Below are 17726 nucleotides of genomic sequence, written 5' to 3'. Positions count from 1 at the left end.
AACCTACCGAACCTACCGAACCTACCGAACCTACCGAACCTACCGAACCTACCGAACCTACCGAACCTACCGAACCTACCGAACCTACCGAACCTTACCACTTACGCGTGTTGCTGACATGGAGGACATAGTTGCACGCGCTATACGGCCTGACCAGGAAGCTGTCGGCAGATCGCCGGGGTATTACTGGGGCGGATTCGTCCACCGTGCCCCGGTGCTGGCGCGATGTCCTCGGTGAACACACGGTGCACCGGTGTTCGGATACGAGATGCGGGCGCGGAAGGCCTGCGCGACAACACCCTCGGGCAGCGGCGCGGTCCACCGGTACTGGGGCGCGCGGGCGTGAGCCGCGGCGACGAGGGTGCGGCCGTAACCCAGGCGCCGATACCCGGCGACGACGTGGACGTAGTCCAGGCTCGCGGTGCGGCATGCCGGGCAACAGGTGACGGTCGCGGTAGCCACAACGGCGCCGTCGAGGTGCAGCTCGATCCGCTCGGGCTCTGCCCCGGCCGCGGCGGGGTGGGCGACGAGTAGAAGTCCCTGCTGCGGCGCGGTGGCCGGCGGGTGCCGGACGGTGACGTCGAGCTGGGCCCATTCGGAGAGGCGCCGCTCGTTGGGGTCGCAGGCTTCGACCCGTCGGCAGGTTTCGCAAAGTTGGGCATGTCGGTCATGACCATGAGCTGACTGCGAGCCCGGCGGGCCTGCAACATCCTGGTCGGCATCAGCGACGTAAGCGGACATGACCGCCGAAGCCACACCGTCGCCGGAACCCGAAGTTCCTGTCCCACCGCCGTCCGACGCGGCGGCGCGGCGGGCGAGATTGCGGGAGCTGTCGCCGAGAACGATGTGGCTGTCCGCGGCCGTGATCGCGGTGCTGACCGCGGGCGCGGTGGTAGTGCTGTGGTGGCCGGCGACTCGCGGGCTGAACGGCGCCGAGCTGGTGTCCGCGCGGCTGGACGCGCTGAAGGTGGGGCTGAGTGTGGCGGTCGGAAGCGGCGGCGTTGTCGCGCTGTACTTGTCCTGGCGGCGCCAGCACTCCACCGAAGCCGACCTTGACAACCGGGAGCGTGCCCTCGCCCACCAGCAGCACGACGCCGCCGAGCGGCGACTGACCGAGCTTTACCTCAAGGCGGTCGAGCAGCTCGGCTCGCCGCAGGCCGCGGTCCGCCACGGCGGCCTCTACGCCCTCGAACGCGTCGCGCAGGGCAACCCCGAGCAGCGGCAGACCGTGGTCAACGTTATCTGCGCCTACCTCCGTAACCCCTACACCCCACCCCCGGACACAGCCGGACCACGGCCGCTGGGCGTGCGCCGCCCCCTGCTGAAAACCACCGACCGCCCCCGCCCACCTGCACCCGCTCCTGATAGCGGCGCACGGGAAACCCAGCTGCAAGAACGAGAAGTACGCCTCACCGCCCAACGCATCCTCCACCAGCACCTGCAGCCCGGCCCGGACCTCGAACACCTGAAATCCGAATTCTGGCCCGACATCGACATCGACCTCACCGGCGCCACCCTCATCGACTTCTCCCTCGCCAACTGCAGAATCGCCAACGCCTCATTCCGAAGTACGACCTTCACCGGCCACGCCGTGTTCACCTGGGTGGAGTTCGGCGGCGACGCCATGTTCGAAGAGGCGAAGTTCGGCGACGACGTCACGTTCGGCGAGGCGGTGTTCGGTGGCAACGCCATGTTCGAAGGGGCGGTGTTCGGCGACGACGTCACGTTCGGCGAGGCGGTGTTCGGTGGCAACGCCACGTTCGAAGGGGCGGTGTTTGGCGACCGCGCCGCGTTCAGCGGGGTGGAGTTCGGCGACAACGCCTGGTTCGACCGCGCGGTGTTCGGCCTCGGCGCCATGTTCGCCGGGATGAAGTTCGGCGACAGCGCCGAGTTCCGTGGGGCGGTGTTCGGCGGCGGCGTCTGGTTCCACAGGGCGGAGTTCGGCGACCACGCCGTGTTCGATGGGGCGGTGTTCGGCGGCGGCGTCTCGTTCGAAGAGGTGAAGATTGGCGGCGCCGCCTTGTTCCGCGGGGTGGAGTTCGGCGACAACGCCGGGTTCGACGGGGCGGTTCGGCGGCGGTGCCGGGTTCGACGGGGCGATGTTCGGCGGCGGCGCCGTGTTCGACGGGGCGATGTTCGGCGGTCACGCCGTGTTCGACGGGGTGAAGTTCGGCGGCGACGCCCAGTTCGACAAGGCGAATTTCGGTGGCGACGCCCGGTTCAGCGGGGCGAAGTTCGACGGCAACGCCTGGTTCGACAAGGCGAAGTTCGGCGGCGACGCCCGGTTCGGCGGGGCGATGTTCGACGGCAACGTCCGGTTCGACAAGGCGAAGTTCCGCGGCGACGCCCGGTTCGACGGGGCGAAGTTCGGCGGCGACGCATCGTTCGACAAGGCGAAGTTCCTCGGCGACGCCCGGTTCGACGATGCGGTGTATGACGGGCGCGTATTCGACCCGGCTGAGCACGGTGTCAGGCTGCCTGCCGATGATCCTGATTCCACCGAAGGCCAGGGCCATTGAACGGAGCCCCCAGGCGCGAAGGAGCGGCCGCCGAGTTGAAGCAGCAGAACGCGACACTGCGGGCGCGCAACCGCGAGCTGGCCGAGCACCTGGACCTCGCGATCGCCGAAATCCAACGGCTGGCCCTTGAATCGCATCAGCTGCGCACTGAGCTTGCCGCGCGTAGCCACGTCGCGCGCTTCACACCGTGACTCCGGAGTAGGGCACCCGCTCGCCGAGACATCCGTTGCCATCCGGTGCAACGAAGTGCCCTCGGAGACGGCGGAAAGCCGTTACGCCTCGCGCGATTCCTTGCACCTGTTTCATGTGCGAGCAGTAGACAGGATCGCCGAGCTGCATGTTCTCGGGCAGGTGCTGCGCCGACCAAAACGCGCGAGCGGTGGCCGAGGTGCCGATGTCGGTGGTGGCCCAGCGGTAGCTGGGGCGGTGGTTGAGCGCAGCGAGGACCAGCGCAGTTCCGAATCGGCGAAGCCGATACGACGGGTTGACCTCGACTCGGGTGATCAGGCCGCGCTGGTCAGCGCCGCACAGCGCCACGCCGAGGATCCCTACGCTCTGGCCGTGCAACTCGAGGACGACCTCGCCGATCGCCGCGGGTCGGCTCGGTGGCCGAGCCCGGAGGATGAGCCCGGCCCGGTCGTCCGGTGGCTGATGGGCGATGTGGAGATCAAGTTCGAGCCACGTCGCCCGGTCCGCGTGGGCTTCCAAGCAGGAGTTGCAGCTGGTGGTGTGTAATCCGAGCGAGTGGTCGTAGCTGACGGTCTGCCCGCTCACCGCCAGGTGGTGCTTGCGGTTCAGGCACCTCGCGTGCGCACCTGCGGGTCGGACCGGCAGTCCGCTGTCGGTACCCGGGCTGTGCCCGCCGGCCTTCGTCGTGGTCAACGGTCACGCTCGAACCGGGTCCACAAGCAGAGCGTGCAGTGCAGCCGGTAGCGGTGGCTGAAGGGGCGGGTCATGCCGTAGTGGACGAGGAAGTGCCCGCGCAGGCACGTCGCGGGGATGCCGGTGCTAGGGCGGAGGGGGATCAGGTCGCCGAATTCGCCGCGCGCACCCGAGCGCGGACCGCCGACGGCCGAGCGGCCGGCGCTCACCGGAAGTCGCGGGAGGGCGCGGTCACCATCGACAGGTCGAGCGCTTCGATCCGGTCGGCGACCAGGGTGACCACACCTTCGGCGGCCTGGACCTGCCCGCGGATCAGCAGCGCGCTGCTGGCGCGCGCGACCAGGCGGTTGCGCTGCCACAACCCCGGCGAGACCAGCACGTTGGCCATCCCGGTTTCGTCTTCGAGGTTGAGGAAGGTGATCCCAGGCCGGCGAGTCGCTGCCGTCGCCGAGCACGGGCGCGCGCCCGGAGGCGATCCGCTCGACCTCGGATCACCGGCTTCTGATTCTTCTTCTACGTCTGGTTCTACGCGTTCGGCTCGTACCAGCCGCTGCTGCTGGAAGACCTGGGCGCGCGCGCCCAGCCGCCGGTCTCTGGCTGACGGTCATCGGCCGGGTCTCCGGGATGGCAGCAGTCAATGGCGCGAAGGCGACGGAGGTCACCTCCGTCGCCTTCGCCAGCTGGAACATCGCTGGCCGGGCAGCGTCGTTTCCTGTGTCGGTCGGGCGGTGCCCCGGGGACGTCAGTCCTTGTCTCCACGGAATACCGGTCACACTGGAGCGGTTTTGTGCCTTTCGTCGAGAGGCGCCCCCCGTACCGGCTTTGATCTCCCGCGAACCAGTCGACTTCGCCGCTAGGTGACGCCAGCATTCAGTCCCGGAACGTTAGAATCGAGTCGAAGGAGTTTAAGAACTCTGGGCCAAGGCGCGATTTCTCTCTAGCAATCTGTGCCGTCTGCAGCCCTGCTCGGCGAGCGGCAGCGACTTCGGCGGGATCGTCGCTGAGAAAGAGGATCTCGGATGGCGGCACCCCGAGCGATCCAGCGATGCGCAGGTACGAGCCGGCCTTCTTTTTCGGCCCGCCGTTTACGGTGTCGAAGTAGCCGCTGATGTGTCCGGTCAGGTCGCCGTGCTGGGTGTGGGCGAACCACGCCTGCTGGGCCGCGACCGAGCCGGATGAGTAGATGTAGACCGGTTCGCCGTTCGTGCTCCACCGTCGGAAGGCTGGCGGGACGTCGTCGTAGACGTGGGCCGTCAGTTCTCCGCGTTCGTAACCTGCCGCCCAGATCATGCCCTGCAGGGTTTTCAACGGGGGCACCTTCTCGTCCGCGTCGTGCCAGGCGAGCAGGACTTGGGTCACCTCGTCCGCGCCGGCATCAAGATCGCCCAGGTGTGCGCGGACCTCGGCCACCACTTCGTGCGCTTCGGGCAATCGGACCCATTGGGCGAGTCGTTGCCGCGCATAGGGGAACAGCTTTTCGTGGACGTGGGAGGCGCGGCTCGTCGTCCCTTCGACGTCGGCCAAGATCACGGGATATCCAGCAGTTCGTCGAGCGAGGGCATGCGGGTGGCGATGTCGTCTCCGGTGAAGTTGCCGACCCAGCCCCCGGCGGTGCGGAAGAAGCGGATGGCGCTGAAGTTCGGGTTCTCACCCATGTCGAACCAGTGCGGGATTCCGGCGGGTACGGCGAGCAGGTCGCCGGGTCCGCAGACCACGGCGTGGACTCGGTCGTCCAGGTGGAGGTAGAAGCAGCCGAATCCGTGTGCGAAGAACCGGACTTCGTCCTCGTCGTGGCTGTGCTCGGCGAGGAACTTCGCACGGGCCTCGGCCGCCCCTTTTCGGGTCTCGGCGTCGCCGCCCGGCCGCAGGGACACGACGTCGATGACCTCGTATCCCGCTTCTCGCGTGAGCTGGCGTGCCGGTTGCTCGTACCGGGTGAGGATGTCTACGTCGGAAGGTTCGCCCGGCAGCGGCACGGCGCGCCAAGTGGACAGCGTGATGTCGTGGGGTCGGAGGTGCTCGGCGATCGCGGCGCGATCGTGGGTGCTGAGCCGGACGTCGTTGCGGTCGGTGTCGGACATGACGTGCAGGAGGGTCATCGTGGCGTCAGCTCCGCATGGTGGTCATGACCTGGAGGCGGCAGAGGCTCTCCAGGGCTTCGAGTCGGTTGCGAGCGGTTTCGAGCGTTAGTCCCCAGGTGGTCACGCCGTGGTGGGCGATCAGCAGGGCCGGCGGGTCGGGCGTGACCCGGTCGGTGACGTCGCGCGCGATGTCGGGGACGTGCGGCCAGTTGCGGAAGAGCGGGACGTCCACACCGGTCGCAGGGGCTCCCGCGGTCAGTCCCTTGATGATCTCGAAATCGGTGAAGCGGACCTGGGTGTCGCCAGCTTCCGCGGCCCGGGCCGCGATCGTGGTGGCGAACGGTGGGTGGGCGTGGACCACCGCACCGACGTCGGGGAACGCGGCGTACACCGCGGCGTGGATGGCGGTTTCGGCCGAGGGCTTCGGTCCTCGTCGGTGCGTGCCGGTGACCGCGTCGACGAGCACGAGGTCTTCGGGGCGAAGCGAGCCTTTGCTGCGGCCGCTGGCGGTGATGAGCGCGTGGGCGTCGGCGCGCACCGAAAGGTTGCCGGCGGTGCCGTCGAGCCAGCCGCGGCGGTAGAGGTCGGCGGCGATGCGGCACAGTTCCGCCGCGGGCCACGGCACCCACACGCGGGTTTCGGTGATCACCGCGGTGACCAGGTCCGCGGGCGTGACGTCGAACGCCGGGTTGCGCACCTCGGTGTCCCGGGGTGCCACGGGCTGCCCGGCGAGGGTAGTCAGCTCGTCGGCCGGCCGTTCTTCGACGTGGACGTCGCCGGGCTCGGTGAGGTCCTGGTCGATGGTTTCTTCGGGCGCTGCCACGAGGAACGGGATGCCGTGCCGTTCCGCGGCGACGGCGAGGGCGTAGGTGCCGATCTTGTTGGCGACGTCGCCCGCGGCGGTGATCCGGTCCGCGCCGACGAGGACGAGGTCGACCTCGCCGTTTGCCATCAGCGCCGGACCGGCCGCGTCGACGCACAGTCGGTGCGGGATCCCGGCTCGGCGCAGCTCCCAGGTGGTCAACCGGGCGCCTTGCAGCAGGGGCCGGGTCTCCCCGACGAGTACGTTTTCGACGGCGCCGTGGTCGGCGAGACGCTTGATCACGGCCAGTGCGGTGCCTTGCCCGGTGGTCGCGAGCATGCCGGTGTTGCAGTGCGTGAGGATGCGCAGCGGCCGCCGTCGTAGCGTCGCCAAGATGTGGTGCGCGCCGCGCTCTCCGATCGCGTCGCACGTCCGGACGTCAGCGGCTTGCACCTCCTGCGCCGCGGCGAGAACAGCGTCGGCTCCCTCGTGCAGGTGGCTGGTGGTGCGGTGCACCGCACGGCGCAGGGCGATCGCGGTCGGCCTGGTCCGGATGAGCAGTTCGGCGTCGGTCCGGACGCGGGCGGTGTCGGCGCCGTGCTCGCGGGCCGAAAGCGCGACGCCGAAGGCGGCCGCGACGCCGATGGCAGGTGCGCCGCGGATCGCGAGATCGGCGATCGCTTCGGCGATCTGACCGGCGCTGGTCAGCCGCAAGGTGGTGTGCGCGTGGGGGAGGCGCCGTTGGTCGAGGGCCAGCAGGGCGGTGCCGTCCCAGTGCAAAGCGGTTTCGGCGGTCATCGGCGGTTGCCCGTGTAGGCCCAGATCTCGGGGTAGTCGGTGTCTGAACTGGATATCCGGAGCAGGGTGTCCAGTTCCACGCCGGCGTCGGCGAAGGCGGTCCGGTAGAGCTCCTCGTGGAGCTGCAGGCGGTCCGGGTGCACCGCCGACATCCAGTTGGCACCGGCAACCAGGCCGCCGGGAACGACTAGATCGGCCATCCACGCCACCCGCTCGCCGAAGTGCTGCTCGTCGCGGCAGAGGCCGAGGAGCCCGAATTGGGTGACCAGCTCCGATCGCGGCAGGGCGCCGGCGGCGCCGTCGAGACAGTCCGCGACCCGGACGTCGGACACGAGCGCACACAAGGAGCTCCACTCGGCCGGGGTACGACCTCCCAGCTTTAGGGCGGTTTCGTACGCTCCGCGGGGTTCGGCGCTGGTGGCGTTGAGCCGCAGCAGGTCGAGACGATCGGGGTCGACGTCGACGGCGGTCAGCCGACCGGCCCGCAGGGCGCAGGCCCACAGCAGCGACTCGGAACCGCAACCCAGGTCCAGCCAGGTGTCAACCGCCGGCAGAGTACGGAGCATGGCGAGGATCTCCTCGGTGCCCATGCCGTAGACGAACTGGCGTGCGTAGTAGGTGTCCCGGTACTCGTGGGCGTCCAGCGTGGTCATGCGGCAGCCTCCTTCCGGAGCGCTATTTCGGTCATGCTGCGGGAGTGGGGTGTGGCGCTGAGCAGCTGCCATGGCCCGTGCTCGAGCGCGCGGGTGGTGAGCAGCGACAGATGGACGGTGGAGCAGCCGAGGTCGGCGCCGTTGTGCAGGCGCTGGAAGTCGATGCGCAGTTCGTCTTGGTCTCGGTGCTGCCGGCGGAGGCGGGTGAGTGTTCCGCCGTGGCCGTCGGGTCTGCTCCAGTCGTGAAGCCACGTGTCGTGCGCCCCGGCGGCGTCGTAGCACGGTGCGCTGTCGAGCGTGCCGTCGTCGTGGCGCAGCAGGACGTGCGCGATCAGCACGCCACCGGGTTCCAGCAGATCCATGAGCCCGTGCAAGGTGGTGCGCAGACCGAGGGAGGCGGTCAGCTGGTTGAGGGCCCCGTTCGGGCATACGACCACCGGGAACCGCCGTGCCGGGGGATCGGTGCCGATCCGGTACCGGTGGGCCTCGCCGTGGAGACCGGTGGCGGCCAGGCTCTCTCGAGCGGCCGTCACCATGGCGGCCTCGGCGTCGAACAGCACGGGCACCGCTCCGAGGCGGGCGTAGTCGGCGAGGTGATGTCCGGCGCCGGAGGGGGCTTCGGCGACAACGGTGCCGGGGCGGACGTGCGCGTCGAGGACAGCGGGTGCGCGCAGTCCGCGGGTCTCGATCGCGTACAAGGCGGCGCGCTCGGCGTAGCCGGTGGCCATCAGCCGGGGACCAGGTCGTAGAAGCCGGCGTGCTCGGCCAGCACGGGATGCCGAATCTCGCCGCCGGCCACGATGAGCGCGGTATCGACGACCGGGTCGGGCGTAGCCCGCAGGACCCGCTCGGCCAGCCGGACGAGGTAGGGCGCTGCCGCGGCGGTGTAGGCGCGAGACGACGTCACCGGGACGACCGACGGGAGCACGTCGATCTTGACGTGAAGGACCCCGTGCACCTCCCGGGGTGGCTCTCCCGGCTGCTGGACCGGTCCGGCGCTCGGGAGGTATCCCGGTCCGTAACCGGCGGTCGCATCGACGATCACCGACCCCGGCCGCATGGTCCGCACCAGCTCGGGGGTGATCATCGCCGGTGTGGTGTAGGTCGAGATCAGGATGGCGCCGATGAGCACATCGGTGTCCGGCAGTTCACGGGCGAGGGCTTCCGGTGAGTTCACTTGCGCGCGGCACCGGTTCTCGGCTCTGTGCAGAAGGTGGTCGCGAGCTTCCGCGGTGCGGCAGAGGACGAGCACGTCGGCGCCGAGCCCGGCGGCCGTGTCCGCGGCGGCCAACCCGACGTTGCCGGAGCCGATCACGACGACTTTGGGTGGAGGGCAGCCGTCGACGGCTGCGAGGAGCACACCGCGTCCACCGCGGTAGGTTTGCAGCGCGTGCGCGGCGTGGAACACCGCCTGGATTCCAGCGATCGTGCCGCCCGCGCGCATCAAGGGGAACCGGCCGTCTTCGGTGAGGAACTCGTAGCTGTAGGCGCGGACGCCGCTGCGCAGCAGCGGAGTGAGCAGGTCGGGACGTCCTTCGGCATGGAAGACCGCGCCGAGAGTCTGTTCCGGCCTGCACGCGGTGATCTCGTCCGCGCTGAACGGCTTGTACTTCAGGAGCAAGCGGGCGGCGTTCACCTCGTCCCGCCGCGCGAAACGGACACCGGCGTGGTCGAGGTCCTCGTCCGCTACGCCGATGCGTTCACCGATCCCGTTCTCGGCAACGGGAAGGAAACCGCCCGCGCGGAGCGCGCGCGCCAGTTCTGGCGTGAGGATGACGGGACGGTCGGAGCCGAACGGCTCGGAAGGGAAGCCGACCGCTGTCGATTCGATTTCGTCAGTCAAATTACTGTCCCCCTACGTTTGTGGTGACTCAGTTGCAGCAGATGCCACGTTTTTGTTCGACGATCTGGATCCGGCCGGGTGTAAACGCGTCCTGCAAGGCGGGGATGGCGTCGTACGGGTTGCACGACCCGCAGGTGAATACGTCGAGTGCGGCGTATCGGATCTCCGGCCACGCGTGGATCGAGATGTGGGACTCGCCGAGGACGGCGACCGCGGTGATCCCTTGGGGGCGGAACTTGTGCAGAAAGAAGTCCAGAAGCGTTGCGCCGCAGTCTTTAGCGGCGCGGCGCAGCGCTTTCTCGACGATGGTTTCGTCATCGAGGTGGTCGGAGTCCCAGATGTCGATGGTGATGTGCGTGCCGGCGAAGCTGATGCCGTTTTCTTCGAGGGTGAATGCTACGGGCGCAACGGGTGCATTGGTCACGAATACCCCATAACGAAAAGTGGAAGAAGGGTGCCATCGGACTGTTTCAATGGCGGGGGAGTGATCGGAAAACGATCACTGTGAAAGTAGCATCGGGTTCAGATTCGACGCAATGAAGTACGCAGTGCGACCATCGACATTTTCCGTGTGCCGACGTCCGGGTGACGGCAAGCGGCCAAGAGGGTGGGGGTCGGGTACGGGAACATCGGGTTTGACCGTCCGGCGGCGAGGGTAACGCGCGAAACCGTCCTCGCCGGGAGCCGCGCGGCCAACAGGGTGATACGCCTGTCGCACCAGTATTAAGCTGTTCAGTGGTGCACCGGTCAACAGTCGGACCAGTGCGTGCAGGTCGGAAGATGTGCAAGTGTTGAGTGCAGCGAATTTGCGACGAATCTCGGAAGATCGTTGCTCCATTCCGGTGAAGCTTGGATAGCCGGTGAGTGATCGGTTCCGGCCCGGGTACCTGGGAGCCATGAACACCGGAGCGGCGAGCGCCGCGTCGCGGGAGGAGACCGGCGGCCTGGCCGGCCCGTGGCGCTCTGGCCTGGCGGGATTGGCGACGCTCGCGATCACTTACGGCTTCGCCCGCTACGGGTACGGCTTGTTCCTACCCCGCTTCCAGTCCGACTTCGGCGGGTCCGCCGGCGCGCTCGGCGCGGTCACCAGCATCGGCTACCTGGGCGAGCTGTTCGCGCTCGGCATGGTGGGGTGGTGGGCCGGTCGGGTGTCACCGCGGCTGCCGATCTGCATGGGGCTGGGATGCGCCGGCACGGGCATGCTGCTCATCGCGATAGCTCCGAACACGGGGGTGCTGGTGCTGGGAGTCGCGGTGTCCGGTATGTCTCCGGGCTGGGTCTGGACGCCGTACTCCGACGTCGTGCAGGACACGGTCAAGCCCGGTGGGCGAGCGCACGCGTTGTCGATGATCAGCACCGGGACCACCTTCGGGGTCGTCCTCGCCGGCCCGGCGGCGTTGTTCGCGGCTGACTCCCGGTGGCGGCTGGTCTGGCTCGGCGCGGCCGTGGCCGCGTTCGCCGTGCTGGTGTGGAACGTGCGAGTGCTGCCGGGCGCGCCGACGAGGCCGGCCCGTTCCTTCACCTCACCGCGGTGGCGCGAGCTGGTCGGGCGGCGTGGTGCGTGGCCGCTGTTCGTGGCCGCCGCGTCGTCCGGCCTGGTCGGCGCGGCCTACTGGTCGTTCGCCGGTGTCGCGGTCGCGACGGCCAACGGCGGCGACGAACGCGTGGCGCCGGCGCTGTGGACGGTCATCGGCGTCACCGGCATCGCCGGTGTGCTCACAGGCCGGTTCGTGCGACAGGTCGGTCTCCGGGTGATATTCGTGTCCGCCCAGGTCGTCCTTTCCGCATCGTTGGCGGTGCTGTGGCTGGCGCCGGCGGGCTGGGGTTCCGCGCTGACTTCCGCCGTGCTCTACGGTGCCGGGTTCATGGTCGGCGGCACGCTCCTGTCGGTGTGGAGCTCGACGGTGTTCGACGACCACCCCACCCGGGGCTTCAGCGTGGTGGTCGTCTTCATCACCCTCGGCGCGGTCACCGGCCCGGCGCTGCTCGGGCTCGTGGTCGACCACGCCGGACTCGGTACCGCCTTCGCCGTCGCCACATTCCTCGCCGTCGGCACCCTGGCGGCGTTGCCCCCGCGCCCGCGTACCCGATCGGAAGGATCACGGTGACCGCAGCCATCACGATGACCCGCAGCGACATCCTCGGCCGCCCCAGCTTTTGGAAGGTCTCCGAACTCGGCATCCGGCAGTTCGAACACGGCTACCCGCCGGAACTGCTGGACACCATCCTTGCGAAGGCCTTGCGGCTGCGGGCGACGGCGGCGAAGACCAACCTCAACCTGAGGTACCTGCGCGACGCTCACCACCACATCCCCGAAGTCGCCCAGCTGATGCACGACCCGGTGAGACTGGCGCGCTTGAGCGAGCTGGCGGGCGTTCCCCTCGAGCCGTACCCGGTGGACTTCCTCGGCTCCATGATCACGTTCATGGGACCTGAAGACGGCACCGTCGACTGGCACGGGGACAGCGTGCCGGTCACCGAACTCGTCGCGCTTTCGGCCGACGAGGTCGCCGGTGGCGAACTCGCGATCTACCGCGGCGAACTGGACGAAGGCCTGGCCCGGTTGGCGTCGGAGGGGGAAGTGCCGGACGACCGGGTCGTCCGGGTCACCCACCGAGTCGGCCACAGCATCTTCGGGCAGCTGATGGGGGTCCTGCACCGCACCACTCCGATGACCTCGGGTACCCGGGTGACGTTGAACCTCAATCTCCGGTCCGCAGCTCAGCCGCACATCGACGACCAGCGGCTGAGCCACCTGGCCGCCGAGAGCCCGGACTTCGACTGGCTCGACCCCTACGTCAGCGATGTGCGGCGCCGGCAGTTGCCCTCGCTGCGCGCCACCTCCGCTTCGGCCCAGGAGGACCGTGATGCCTGAACCGCTCGAGCACATCGGCGGCCTGGTCTGCCTCGACTTCGCCAACACCGTGGGACCGCGCCGGGCTCGCGCCGACAAAGATCCCCACGACTACCTCACCGACTTTTCGAGCTTGGTCGAGTGGTCGGTGAACGCCGGCACCATCGGCGCGAACCGCGCCGGCTTGCTGCGCAAACGCGTCCAGCGCGATCCGCGAGCTGCGCAGGACGCGCTTGCCCGCGCCAAGCGGCTACGCGAGACGGTGTACGCCGTCTTCGCCGCCATAGCCAAAGGGGACGAACCACCCGGCCGGGCGCTGCACCACCTTCAGCAGGCCTACGCCGACGCGATGCGGCAAGCGAAGCTGGTCTCCACCCCGGCAGGCTTGGATTGGAGCTGGTCACCGCAGGGTGAACTCGACTGCGTGCTATGGCCGATCGCCCGCTCGGCGGCGGAAGTCGCGGTCAGCGCCGACTTCGGCCGGATCAAGGAGTGCCTCGGTCACGACGGCAGCTGCGGATGGCTGTTCTACGACACCAGCAAGAACGGGCTACGCCGGTGGTGCAGCATGAGCGCCTGCGGCACGTGGGAGAAGAGCAGCAAGCGCGCCGCCACGGCAAGGAAGGGCTGAGCCGTGTGTGGCATCGTCGCCATCCACGGAAGTCCCGACCCGCTGCTCGGCTCGCGCATGCTCGACCGCCTTACCCACCGGGGGCCGGACGATCAGGGCACCGCCGTCCTTCCCGGCACCTGGCTGGGCCATCGACGCCTGTCCATCGTGGACACTGACGGCGGGCACCAGCCGTTGACGGACGCTGCGGGCAACCACCTGGTCGGCAACGGCGAAATCTACAACCACGCGGACCTTCGTGCCCGGTTCGCCGGCCACCGCTGGTCGACCGGATCGGACAACGAAGTCGCGTTGCACCTGGCCGTCGCCGGGGGCGGAGCTGCCCTCGCCGACCTCCGCGGGATGTTCGCGCTGGCGATCGCCGGCCCAGGGCTGCCGTTCCTCGCCGCGCGGGATCCGGTCGGCGTCAAACCGCTGTACTGGGCGCGCACACCTCATTCGGTGGTGTTCGCCTCCGAAATGAAGGCGTTCGACCGTGCACACCGCAGCCGTGTGCGACCGTTCCCGCCAGGATGCTTTTGGACCCCGCAGGAGGGTCTTCGGCGCTTTGCGCACGCGATGCCGCGACACACCACCGGACCCGACGCGCCAGCAGAGCACGAAGCGGCGGTCCGCGCCGGCTTGATCGCCAGCGTGCACCTGCAGATGATGGGCGACGAGCCACCCGGGGTACTGCTGTCCGGCGGCCTGGACTCCAGCATCGTCGCGGCCATCGCCGCCCGGTGGTGCCGCGAGCGCGGATACCGGCTGCGCACCTTCTCCGTCGGCACCGCCGAATCCGCGGACCTCGCCGCCGCGCGACGAGTCGCCGCCCATCTGGGCACCGAGCACTTCGAACGCACCTACACCGCCGAAGCCGCCGTGGACCGGGTGCCCGACGTAGTCCGCGCCGTCGAACACTACGACCCCGCGCTGCTCCACAGTTCCGTCGCCAACCACTTCCTCGCCGAACTGGCGGCGCAGCACACCAAAGCCGTCCTCACCGGCGAAGGCGCCGACGAACTGTTCGCCGGCTACCGGTACCTGCGCGAGTTCCGTGACGACAACGCACTCGACGCAGAACTCCGCCGGACGGTCTCCACGCTGCACACCCTGAACTTGCAGCGCTGCGACCGCACGACGATGGCCTTCGGCCTCGAGGCCCGCGTGCCGTTCCTCGACACCGACTTCATCGCGACGGCCATGTCGGTACCGGTCCGGCTTCGGCGCCCGGATCACGGCAGGCGGGAGAAGCACCTTCTGCGCAAAGCGTTCGCCGGCTGGCTGCCTGACGACCTGTTGTGGCGAGCCAAGGAGCAGTTCGGCGACGGCTCGGGCATGTCCGGCGTCCTGCGCGACGCGATGAGCGGCCTGATCACCGAAGCCGACTTCCAGAAGACGGGGCACGCGGAAGGCATCCGCAACCGCGAGGAGCTCGCCTACCACCGGATCTGGCACCGCGAACTCGCGGGAATCAGCCCGCGCACGCTCGACCGCTCCATGACTTTATGACCGCCCACAACCTGAGGAGCGCCGTGCCCCCTTCGGACCTGACCCACGTCACCGCAGCCGCCCGCGACAACCTCCGCCGGGCCGTCGGCAGCACCTGGTCCCAGCCGGCCGACATCGGCACCACGCTGGCCAACCTGTCCGCGGCCACCGCCGCGATGAATCGGGTGCTTGCCGACCTCGGCATCAAGCTCCTCGCCCCGGACTCCGCCGCCGCCTTCGCCTCGGTCGACGGACCGTTCAGCGGCGACACCACGCAGGCGGTGCAGACCGCGGGGCTGTGGCTCACCCGGGCTGTGGGCGCCTGCAATGATCTGGCCGACTACCTCGACAACGCGCACATCGCAGTCGGGGGTCTCGCCGAAATCACCGCTCGGCACGGTGCCTGACATCGATACGACGACCGCCCGGTGGCTCGCCTTCGCGCTCGAGCCAAGGCCCTGTTGGGCATGTGATCTCCCCGGCGGAGGTTCTGTTCCGCGGTCACGTCCGCGTCAAGCGGACGTCGTCCCACGAGACCTCGCGTAGGTCGCGGTGCACCCACCTGGCGATGCGGTCGATGAGCCACGGCCGGCTCATCTCGTCGCGCTCGTAGCCGAGCAGCCGGACGCGCCGGTTCGGGGCGACCAGCACGGCCCGGATGACCGGGGCACCGTCAGGGTCGACGTCGGTGATGAGGTCGGCGATGCGACCGAGCTGCCGCCCGTCCGGGTCGTAGGCGGTCGCGCCCAGCAGGTCACTTGCGCGCATCGCGGGCTCCCGGGATCCGGCCGATCAGGTGGTCGCGCAGCCAGGTCTCCAGCGGCGGTTCGCTGAGGACTTCCACGCGCAGCGACAGGGTGATGTGGCTGCCCACCTCGGCCACGTGCTCGAACGGGATCCGCAGCGGGGCGGGGGTCTCTTCGGCACGCAGCCGCGTCGCGACCGCCGCGAGCCAGCGCCCGAATCGGCCGCCGATCCGCCGCCCGAGCGCGACCTGCCCGGCCAGCAACGCGACGACCCGCAGCCGGCCGTCCTCACCGACGGCGAGCTCGACGTCGTCGACCTTGCCGACTTTGGCGCCGGCGAGGTCGAGGATCTGGCGGTCGAGGAGGTGGAAGTCGATCCGAAGCGGGTCGGGTGTGGTCATTGGCCGGCTCCCGTGATGATCATCAGGGGGATCGCGGCGACCGCCGCGACGAGGATGACGCCGAGGTAGCCGACGCCGAGGATGTTGCGGACCCGGCCGTTGACCTGGTCGCCGAGGTACGCGCGGTCGTTGGCGACCACGAGGATCGGCAGGTACGTCAGCGGGAGGACTACCGCCGACAGCAGCAGCGTGTATTCGGTGAGCTGGACCGGATCGATGCTCGTCAGCAGCAGCGCGGCGCCGAGGACGACGCTGGCGAGGACGACGGTGTGGAACCGGGCGGCCCGCCGCGGGGCGACCCGCTTGCCCCACTCCCATCCGAAGTACTGGGCGACGGTGTAGCCGGAGGACAGCCCGGTTTCCAGCGCGGCGCCGAACGTCGCGGCGAACACCCCGAGGATGACAACCGCCAGGCCGAGCTTGCCCAAGGCGAGCCCGACCGGCAGCGTCGTCTGCGTGATCGCGTCGACCTTCACCGACGCGGGCTCGAACACCACGGCCGCGCACGCCATGATCGCCAGCGACAGCAGGCCGCCGAGCGGGAACCCGACGAACACGTTGATGCGTTCGGTGCCCAAGTCCTTGCGGGTCCAGTTTTCCTCGACTCCGCCGGAGGAGAAGAAGAACACCTCGTAGGGCGTCATCGCCGCGGCGAACAACGCGACCGCGAAGTACCCGTAGGTCGCCCAGTTTTCCGTCGGGGGCGGTCCTTCGCCCACCTGGCCCAGCAGTTCGGGCCAGGACAGCGGGAGCGTCACCAGCGCGACGACGAAGACGATCAGCGCCAGGCCGAGCAGACCGAACACCCGCTCGAGGGTCTCGAACTTGGTGCGCCACAGGACAACCCACAGCACGACGGCCACGACCGGCACCCACAGCAGGTAGTGGACGCTGGTCGCCAGGTGCAGGGCAAGCGCGACACCGCCGATCTCCGCGCCCAGGGTCAGCATCGTGACCAGGTAGGAGCCGGCCAGGTTCACCAAGGCGATGCGCGGGCCGAGCCGTTCGCGGATCAGGTCGAACACCGGGCGGCCGCTGACCGCGGCGATCCGGCCGGCCATGTCGGCGTACACGCAGATCCCGACGATGCCGACGATGACGACCCACGCGAGCCGCATGCCGAACCGGGCGCCGGTCTGGGAGTTGGCGACCAGGTCGCCGATGTCGACGAATCCACCGATCGCCGTCAGGATCCCGAGGGTGACGGCCAGGAACTTCTTCATCGGTGACGCTCCAGGAAGCCGGCCAGCAGTTCGCCGGTTTTGTGCAGCCTTGCGGAGACCACGCGTTCGGCGTCCGGGCCTGCGTCGGCCGCGGCGGTGACAGCGGCGATGTCGGCGCCGGCTTCGGTCAGCAGCGGTGCGCATTCGTCGTGCAGCGAGATCGAGGCGGTGTCGGGGATTTCCTCCGCGGTGAAATCGTCCGCGGCGGTGGCCAGGGCATCACGCGCCTGCCACAGGACGGTCGACCGGTACGGTGCGAGCACTTTGCCGTCGATGTCGGCGGTCACCATCAGCTCGGTGGTCCGGACCTGCGAGAGTGCCTGTTCGGCCGCGGTGAGCGCCACATTCCGGTAGTCGTCGGCCGAAGTGGGCAGAACGGACGGAACGACCACCGCGGCCAGCGCGAGGGCGGCAACTCCGCTCATCGCCGCGATCTTCACCGCTCGGCGCGTCATCGGATCACCGTAGTGCCGTTCGGGCGTCTCGGCTGATCGACGGGCGGGCCGCGCTCAGGAGGCGGGGTTCTGCGCCTCCTTGAGCAAGTGCGTCAGGTGGACGGCGCCGCCGCGGGCCGGACGAGGCCGCCGCGGCCGGCCCGGCGGCGAGTCCGCCGAGGGCACTGGCCACGCCGAGTCCGGTCATCCCGGTCGCCTTGAGGAATCGGCGGCGGTCCCGGTCGTTCTCGGCGCTGCGGGTGATCGTCGAAGCGGCGCAGCGTTTGCCGACCGCGTGCCCTCCTCACCGCCCACGCGATGTCGGGCGTGTCCTGTTCGCCCGGTCTGGCCTCACCGGGTGAGCGCGATGGATCCGTAGGTGATGTTCT

Annotated in this window: 21 protein-coding genes and 2 pseudogenes; 8 read left to right on the top strand and 15 right to left on the bottom strand. The window is 69.2% G+C overall.

Annotated elements, in window-relative coordinates; translation table 11 throughout:
- Nucleotides 1-183: 183 nt before the first annotated feature.
- Nucleotides 184-741 (bottom strand): GNAT family N-acetyltransferase, encoded by a 558-nt coding sequence (locus ACIQWX_RS33585; RefSeq protein WP_400879736.1) that lies wholly within the window; start codon nt 739-741, stop codon nt 184-186.
- Between ACIQWX_RS33585 and ACIQWX_RS33580 the strand changes: the two are divergent.
- The 3 genes and pseudogenes from ACIQWX_RS33580 to ACIQWX_RS33570 form a co-directional block, all read left to right on the top strand.
- Nucleotides 740-1990: pseudogene (locus ACIQWX_RS33580) on the top strand (pentapeptide repeat-containing protein); the annotation flags it as partial. The gene ACIQWX_RS33585 and the pseudogene ACIQWX_RS33580 sit on opposite strands and share 2 nt — an antisense overlap.
- Before the next feature lie 109 nt (nt 1991-2099).
- Entirely contained in the window at nt 2100-2519 is a 420-nt protein-coding gene (locus ACIQWX_RS33575; protein WP_400879733.1) for a pentapeptide repeat-containing protein, read from the top strand.
- 35 nt (nt 2520-2554) lie between these two features.
- Complete coding sequence (locus ACIQWX_RS33570; protein WP_400879730.1) at nt 2555-2710, top strand: hypothetical protein; 156 nt, start codon at nt 2555-2557, stop codon at nt 2708-2710.
- Here the strand turns inward: ACIQWX_RS33570 and ACIQWX_RS33565 are convergent.
- The 10 genes and pseudogenes from ACIQWX_RS33565 to speD form a co-directional block, all read right to left on the bottom strand.
- Nucleotides 2700-3401 carry a GNAT family N-acetyltransferase gene (locus ACIQWX_RS33565; protein WP_400879727.1) on the bottom strand — a complete coding sequence of 234 codons (702 nt, stop codon included), beginning with the start codon at nt 3399-3401 and terminating at the stop codon, nt 2700-2702. The genes ACIQWX_RS33570 and ACIQWX_RS33565 overlap by 11 nt on opposite strands.
- Entirely contained in the window at nt 3398-3610 is a 213-nt protein-coding gene (locus ACIQWX_RS33560) for a hypothetical protein (RefSeq protein ID WP_400879724.1), read from the bottom strand. The genes ACIQWX_RS33565 and ACIQWX_RS33560 overlap by 4 nt, the downstream gene beginning before the upstream one ends.
- A pseudogene (locus tag ACIQWX_RS33555) lies at nt 3607-3825 on the bottom strand (hypothetical protein); the annotation flags it as partial. The pseudogene ACIQWX_RS33555 and the gene ACIQWX_RS33560, both read right to left, overlap by 4 nt.
- Before the next feature lie 446 nt (nt 3826-4271).
- Nucleotides 4272-4925 (bottom strand): acireductone synthase, encoded by a 654-nt coding sequence (gene mtnC, locus ACIQWX_RS33550; RefSeq protein ID WP_400879721.1) that lies wholly within the window; start codon nt 4923-4925, stop codon nt 4272-4274.
- 2 nt (nt 4926-4927) lie between these two features.
- Nucleotides 4928-5500, bottom strand: a complete 573-nt coding sequence (locus ACIQWX_RS33545; RefSeq protein ID WP_400879719.1) for a 1,2-dihydroxy-3-keto-5-methylthiopentene dioxygenase — start codon at nt 5498-5500, stop codon at nt 4928-4930.
- Nucleotides 5501-5507: 7 nt separating this feature from the next.
- The gene (mtnA, locus tag ACIQWX_RS33540; protein WP_400879716.1) at nt 5508-7082 is read right to left on the bottom strand and encodes an S-methyl-5-thioribose-1-phosphate isomerase; all 1575 of its coding nucleotides are present in this window, start codon (nt 7080-7082) and stop codon (nt 5508-5510) included.
- On the bottom strand, nt 7079-7735 hold the full coding sequence (locus ACIQWX_RS33535; RefSeq protein ID WP_400879713.1) for a class I SAM-dependent methyltransferase: 657 nt from the start codon (nt 7733-7735) through the stop codon (nt 7079-7081). The genes mtnA and ACIQWX_RS33535 overlap by 4 nt, the downstream gene beginning before the upstream one ends.
- Entirely contained in the window at nt 7732-8463 is a 732-nt protein-coding gene (locus tag ACIQWX_RS33530; protein WP_400879710.1) for a class I SAM-dependent methyltransferase, read from the bottom strand. Before ACIQWX_RS33530 ends, ACIQWX_RS33535 begins: the two co-directional genes overlap by 4 nt.
- Nucleotides 8463-9578, bottom strand: coding sequence for a hypothetical protein (locus tag ACIQWX_RS33525; protein WP_400879707.1), 1116 nt, complete (start codon nt 9576-9578; stop codon nt 8463-8465). The genes ACIQWX_RS33530 and ACIQWX_RS33525 overlap by 1 nt, the downstream gene beginning before the upstream one ends.
- 28 nt (nt 9579-9606) lie before the next feature.
- Entirely contained in the window at nt 9607-10002 is a 396-nt protein-coding gene (gene speD, locus ACIQWX_RS33520) for an adenosylmethionine decarboxylase (RefSeq protein WP_400879704.1), read from the bottom strand.
- A 472-nt stretch (nt 10003-10474) separates the two neighbouring features.
- On the opposite strand from speD, the gene ACIQWX_RS33515 reads away from it, so the two are divergent.
- The 5 genes from ACIQWX_RS33515 to ACIQWX_RS33495 are packed head-to-tail and all read left to right on the top strand — an operon-like array spanning nt 10475 to nt 14940.
- Complete coding sequence (locus ACIQWX_RS33515) at nt 10475-11686, top strand: MFS transporter (protein ID WP_400879701.1); 1212 nt, start codon at nt 10475-10477, stop codon at nt 11684-11686.
- Nucleotides 11683-12453 carry a hypothetical protein gene (locus ACIQWX_RS33510; protein WP_400879698.1) on the top strand — a complete coding sequence of 257 codons (771 nt, stop codon included), beginning with the start codon at nt 11683-11685 and terminating at the stop codon, nt 12451-12453. The genes ACIQWX_RS33515 and ACIQWX_RS33510 overlap by 4 nt, the downstream gene beginning before the upstream one ends.
- Nucleotides 12446-13063 carry a CGNR zinc finger domain-containing protein gene (locus tag ACIQWX_RS33505; protein ID WP_400879695.1) on the top strand — a complete coding sequence of 206 codons (618 nt, stop codon included), beginning with the start codon at nt 12446-12448 and terminating at the stop codon, nt 13061-13063. Before ACIQWX_RS33510 ends, ACIQWX_RS33505 begins: the two co-directional genes overlap by 8 nt.
- 3 nt (nt 13064-13066) lie before the next feature.
- Nucleotides 13067-14554: an asparagine synthase (glutamine-hydrolyzing) gene (asnB, locus tag ACIQWX_RS33500; RefSeq protein WP_400879692.1), complete on the top strand. Its 1488-nt coding sequence runs from the start codon at nt 13067-13069 to the stop codon at nt 14552-14554.
- Between the two features lie 23 nt (nt 14555-14577).
- On the top strand, nt 14578-14940 hold the full coding sequence (locus ACIQWX_RS33495) for a hypothetical protein (protein ID WP_400879689.1): 363 nt from the start codon (nt 14578-14580) through the stop codon (nt 14938-14940).
- A gap of 94 nt (nt 14941-15034) precedes the next feature.
- On the opposite strand, the gene ACIQWX_RS33490 is transcribed toward ACIQWX_RS33495, so the two are convergent.
- The 4 genes from ACIQWX_RS33490 to ACIQWX_RS33475 are packed head-to-tail and all read right to left on the bottom strand — an operon-like array spanning nt 15035 to nt 17343.
- On the bottom strand, nt 15035-15301 hold the full coding sequence (locus ACIQWX_RS33490) for a PRC-barrel domain-containing protein (RefSeq protein WP_400879686.1): 267 nt from the start codon (nt 15299-15301) through the stop codon (nt 15035-15037).
- Nucleotides 15288-15680, bottom strand: a complete 393-nt coding sequence (locus ACIQWX_RS33485) for a hypothetical protein (protein WP_400879683.1) — start codon at nt 15678-15680, stop codon at nt 15288-15290. Before ACIQWX_RS33485 ends, ACIQWX_RS33490 begins: the two co-directional genes overlap by 14 nt.
- Nucleotides 15677-16903 (bottom strand): NRAMP family divalent metal transporter, encoded by a 1227-nt coding sequence (locus tag ACIQWX_RS33480; RefSeq protein ID WP_400879680.1) that lies wholly within the window; start codon nt 16901-16903, stop codon nt 15677-15679. The genes ACIQWX_RS33485 and ACIQWX_RS33480 overlap by 4 nt, the downstream gene beginning before the upstream one ends.
- The gene (locus ACIQWX_RS33475) at nt 16900-17343 is read right to left on the bottom strand and encodes a hypothetical protein (RefSeq protein WP_400879677.1); all 444 of its coding nucleotides are present in this window, start codon (nt 17341-17343) and stop codon (nt 16900-16902) included. Before ACIQWX_RS33475 ends, ACIQWX_RS33480 begins: the two co-directional genes overlap by 4 nt.
- Nucleotides 17344-17726 lie beyond the last annotated feature (383 nt).

Source organism: Amycolatopsis sp. NPDC098790 (genome assembly GCF_044759945.1).
Taxonomy (GTDB): Bacteria; Actinomycetota; Actinomycetes; order Mycobacteriales; family Pseudonocardiaceae; genus Amycolatopsis.
The sequence above is the reverse complement of the archived record's forward strand: the minus strand, read 5'-3'. Positions and strand labels throughout refer to the sequence as shown.

Bases quoted from the DNA above. Each gene is read 5' to 3' on its own strand.
- ACIQWX_RS33505 (WP_400879695.1), top strand. From the start codon at position 12,446: ATGCCTGAACCGCTCGAGCACATCGGCGGCCTGGTCTGCCTCGACTTC.
- ACIQWX_RS33490 (WP_400879686.1), bottom strand. From the start codon at position 15,301: ATGCGCGCAAGTGACCTGCTGGGCGCGACCGCCTACGACCCGGACGGG.
- ACIQWX_RS33585 (WP_400879736.1), bottom strand. From the start codon at position 741: ATGTCCGCTTACGTCGCTGATGCCGACCAGGATGTTGCAGGCCCGCCG.
- mtnA (WP_400879716.1), bottom strand. From the start codon at position 7,082: ATGACCGCCGAAACCGCTTTGCACTGGGACGGCACCGCCCTGCTGGCC.
- ACIQWX_RS33480 (WP_400879680.1), bottom strand. From the start codon at position 16,903: ATGAAGAAGTTCCTGGCCGTCACCCTCGGGATCCTGACGGCGATCGGT.
- ACIQWX_RS33485 (WP_400879683.1), bottom strand. From the start codon at position 15,680: ATGACCACACCCGACCCGCTTCGGATCGACTTCCACCTCCTCGACCGC.
- ACIQWX_RS33575 (WP_400879733.1), top strand. From the start codon at position 2,100: ATGTTCGGCGGCGGCGCCGTGTTCGACGGGGCGATGTTCGGCGGTCAC.
- ACIQWX_RS33530 (WP_400879710.1), bottom strand. From the start codon at position 8,463: ATGGCCACCGGCTACGCCGAGCGCGCCGCCTTGTACGCGATCGAGACC.
- ACIQWX_RS33535 (WP_400879713.1), bottom strand. From the start codon at position 7,735: ATGACCACGCTGGACGCCCACGAGTACCGGGACACCTACTACGCACGC.
- ACIQWX_RS33545 (WP_400879719.1), bottom strand. From the start codon at position 5,500: ATGACCCTCCTGCACGTCATGTCCGACACCGACCGCAACGACGTCCGG.
- ACIQWX_RS33515 (WP_400879701.1), top strand. From the start codon at position 10,475: ATGAACACCGGAGCGGCGAGCGCCGCGTCGCGGGAGGAGACCGGCGGC.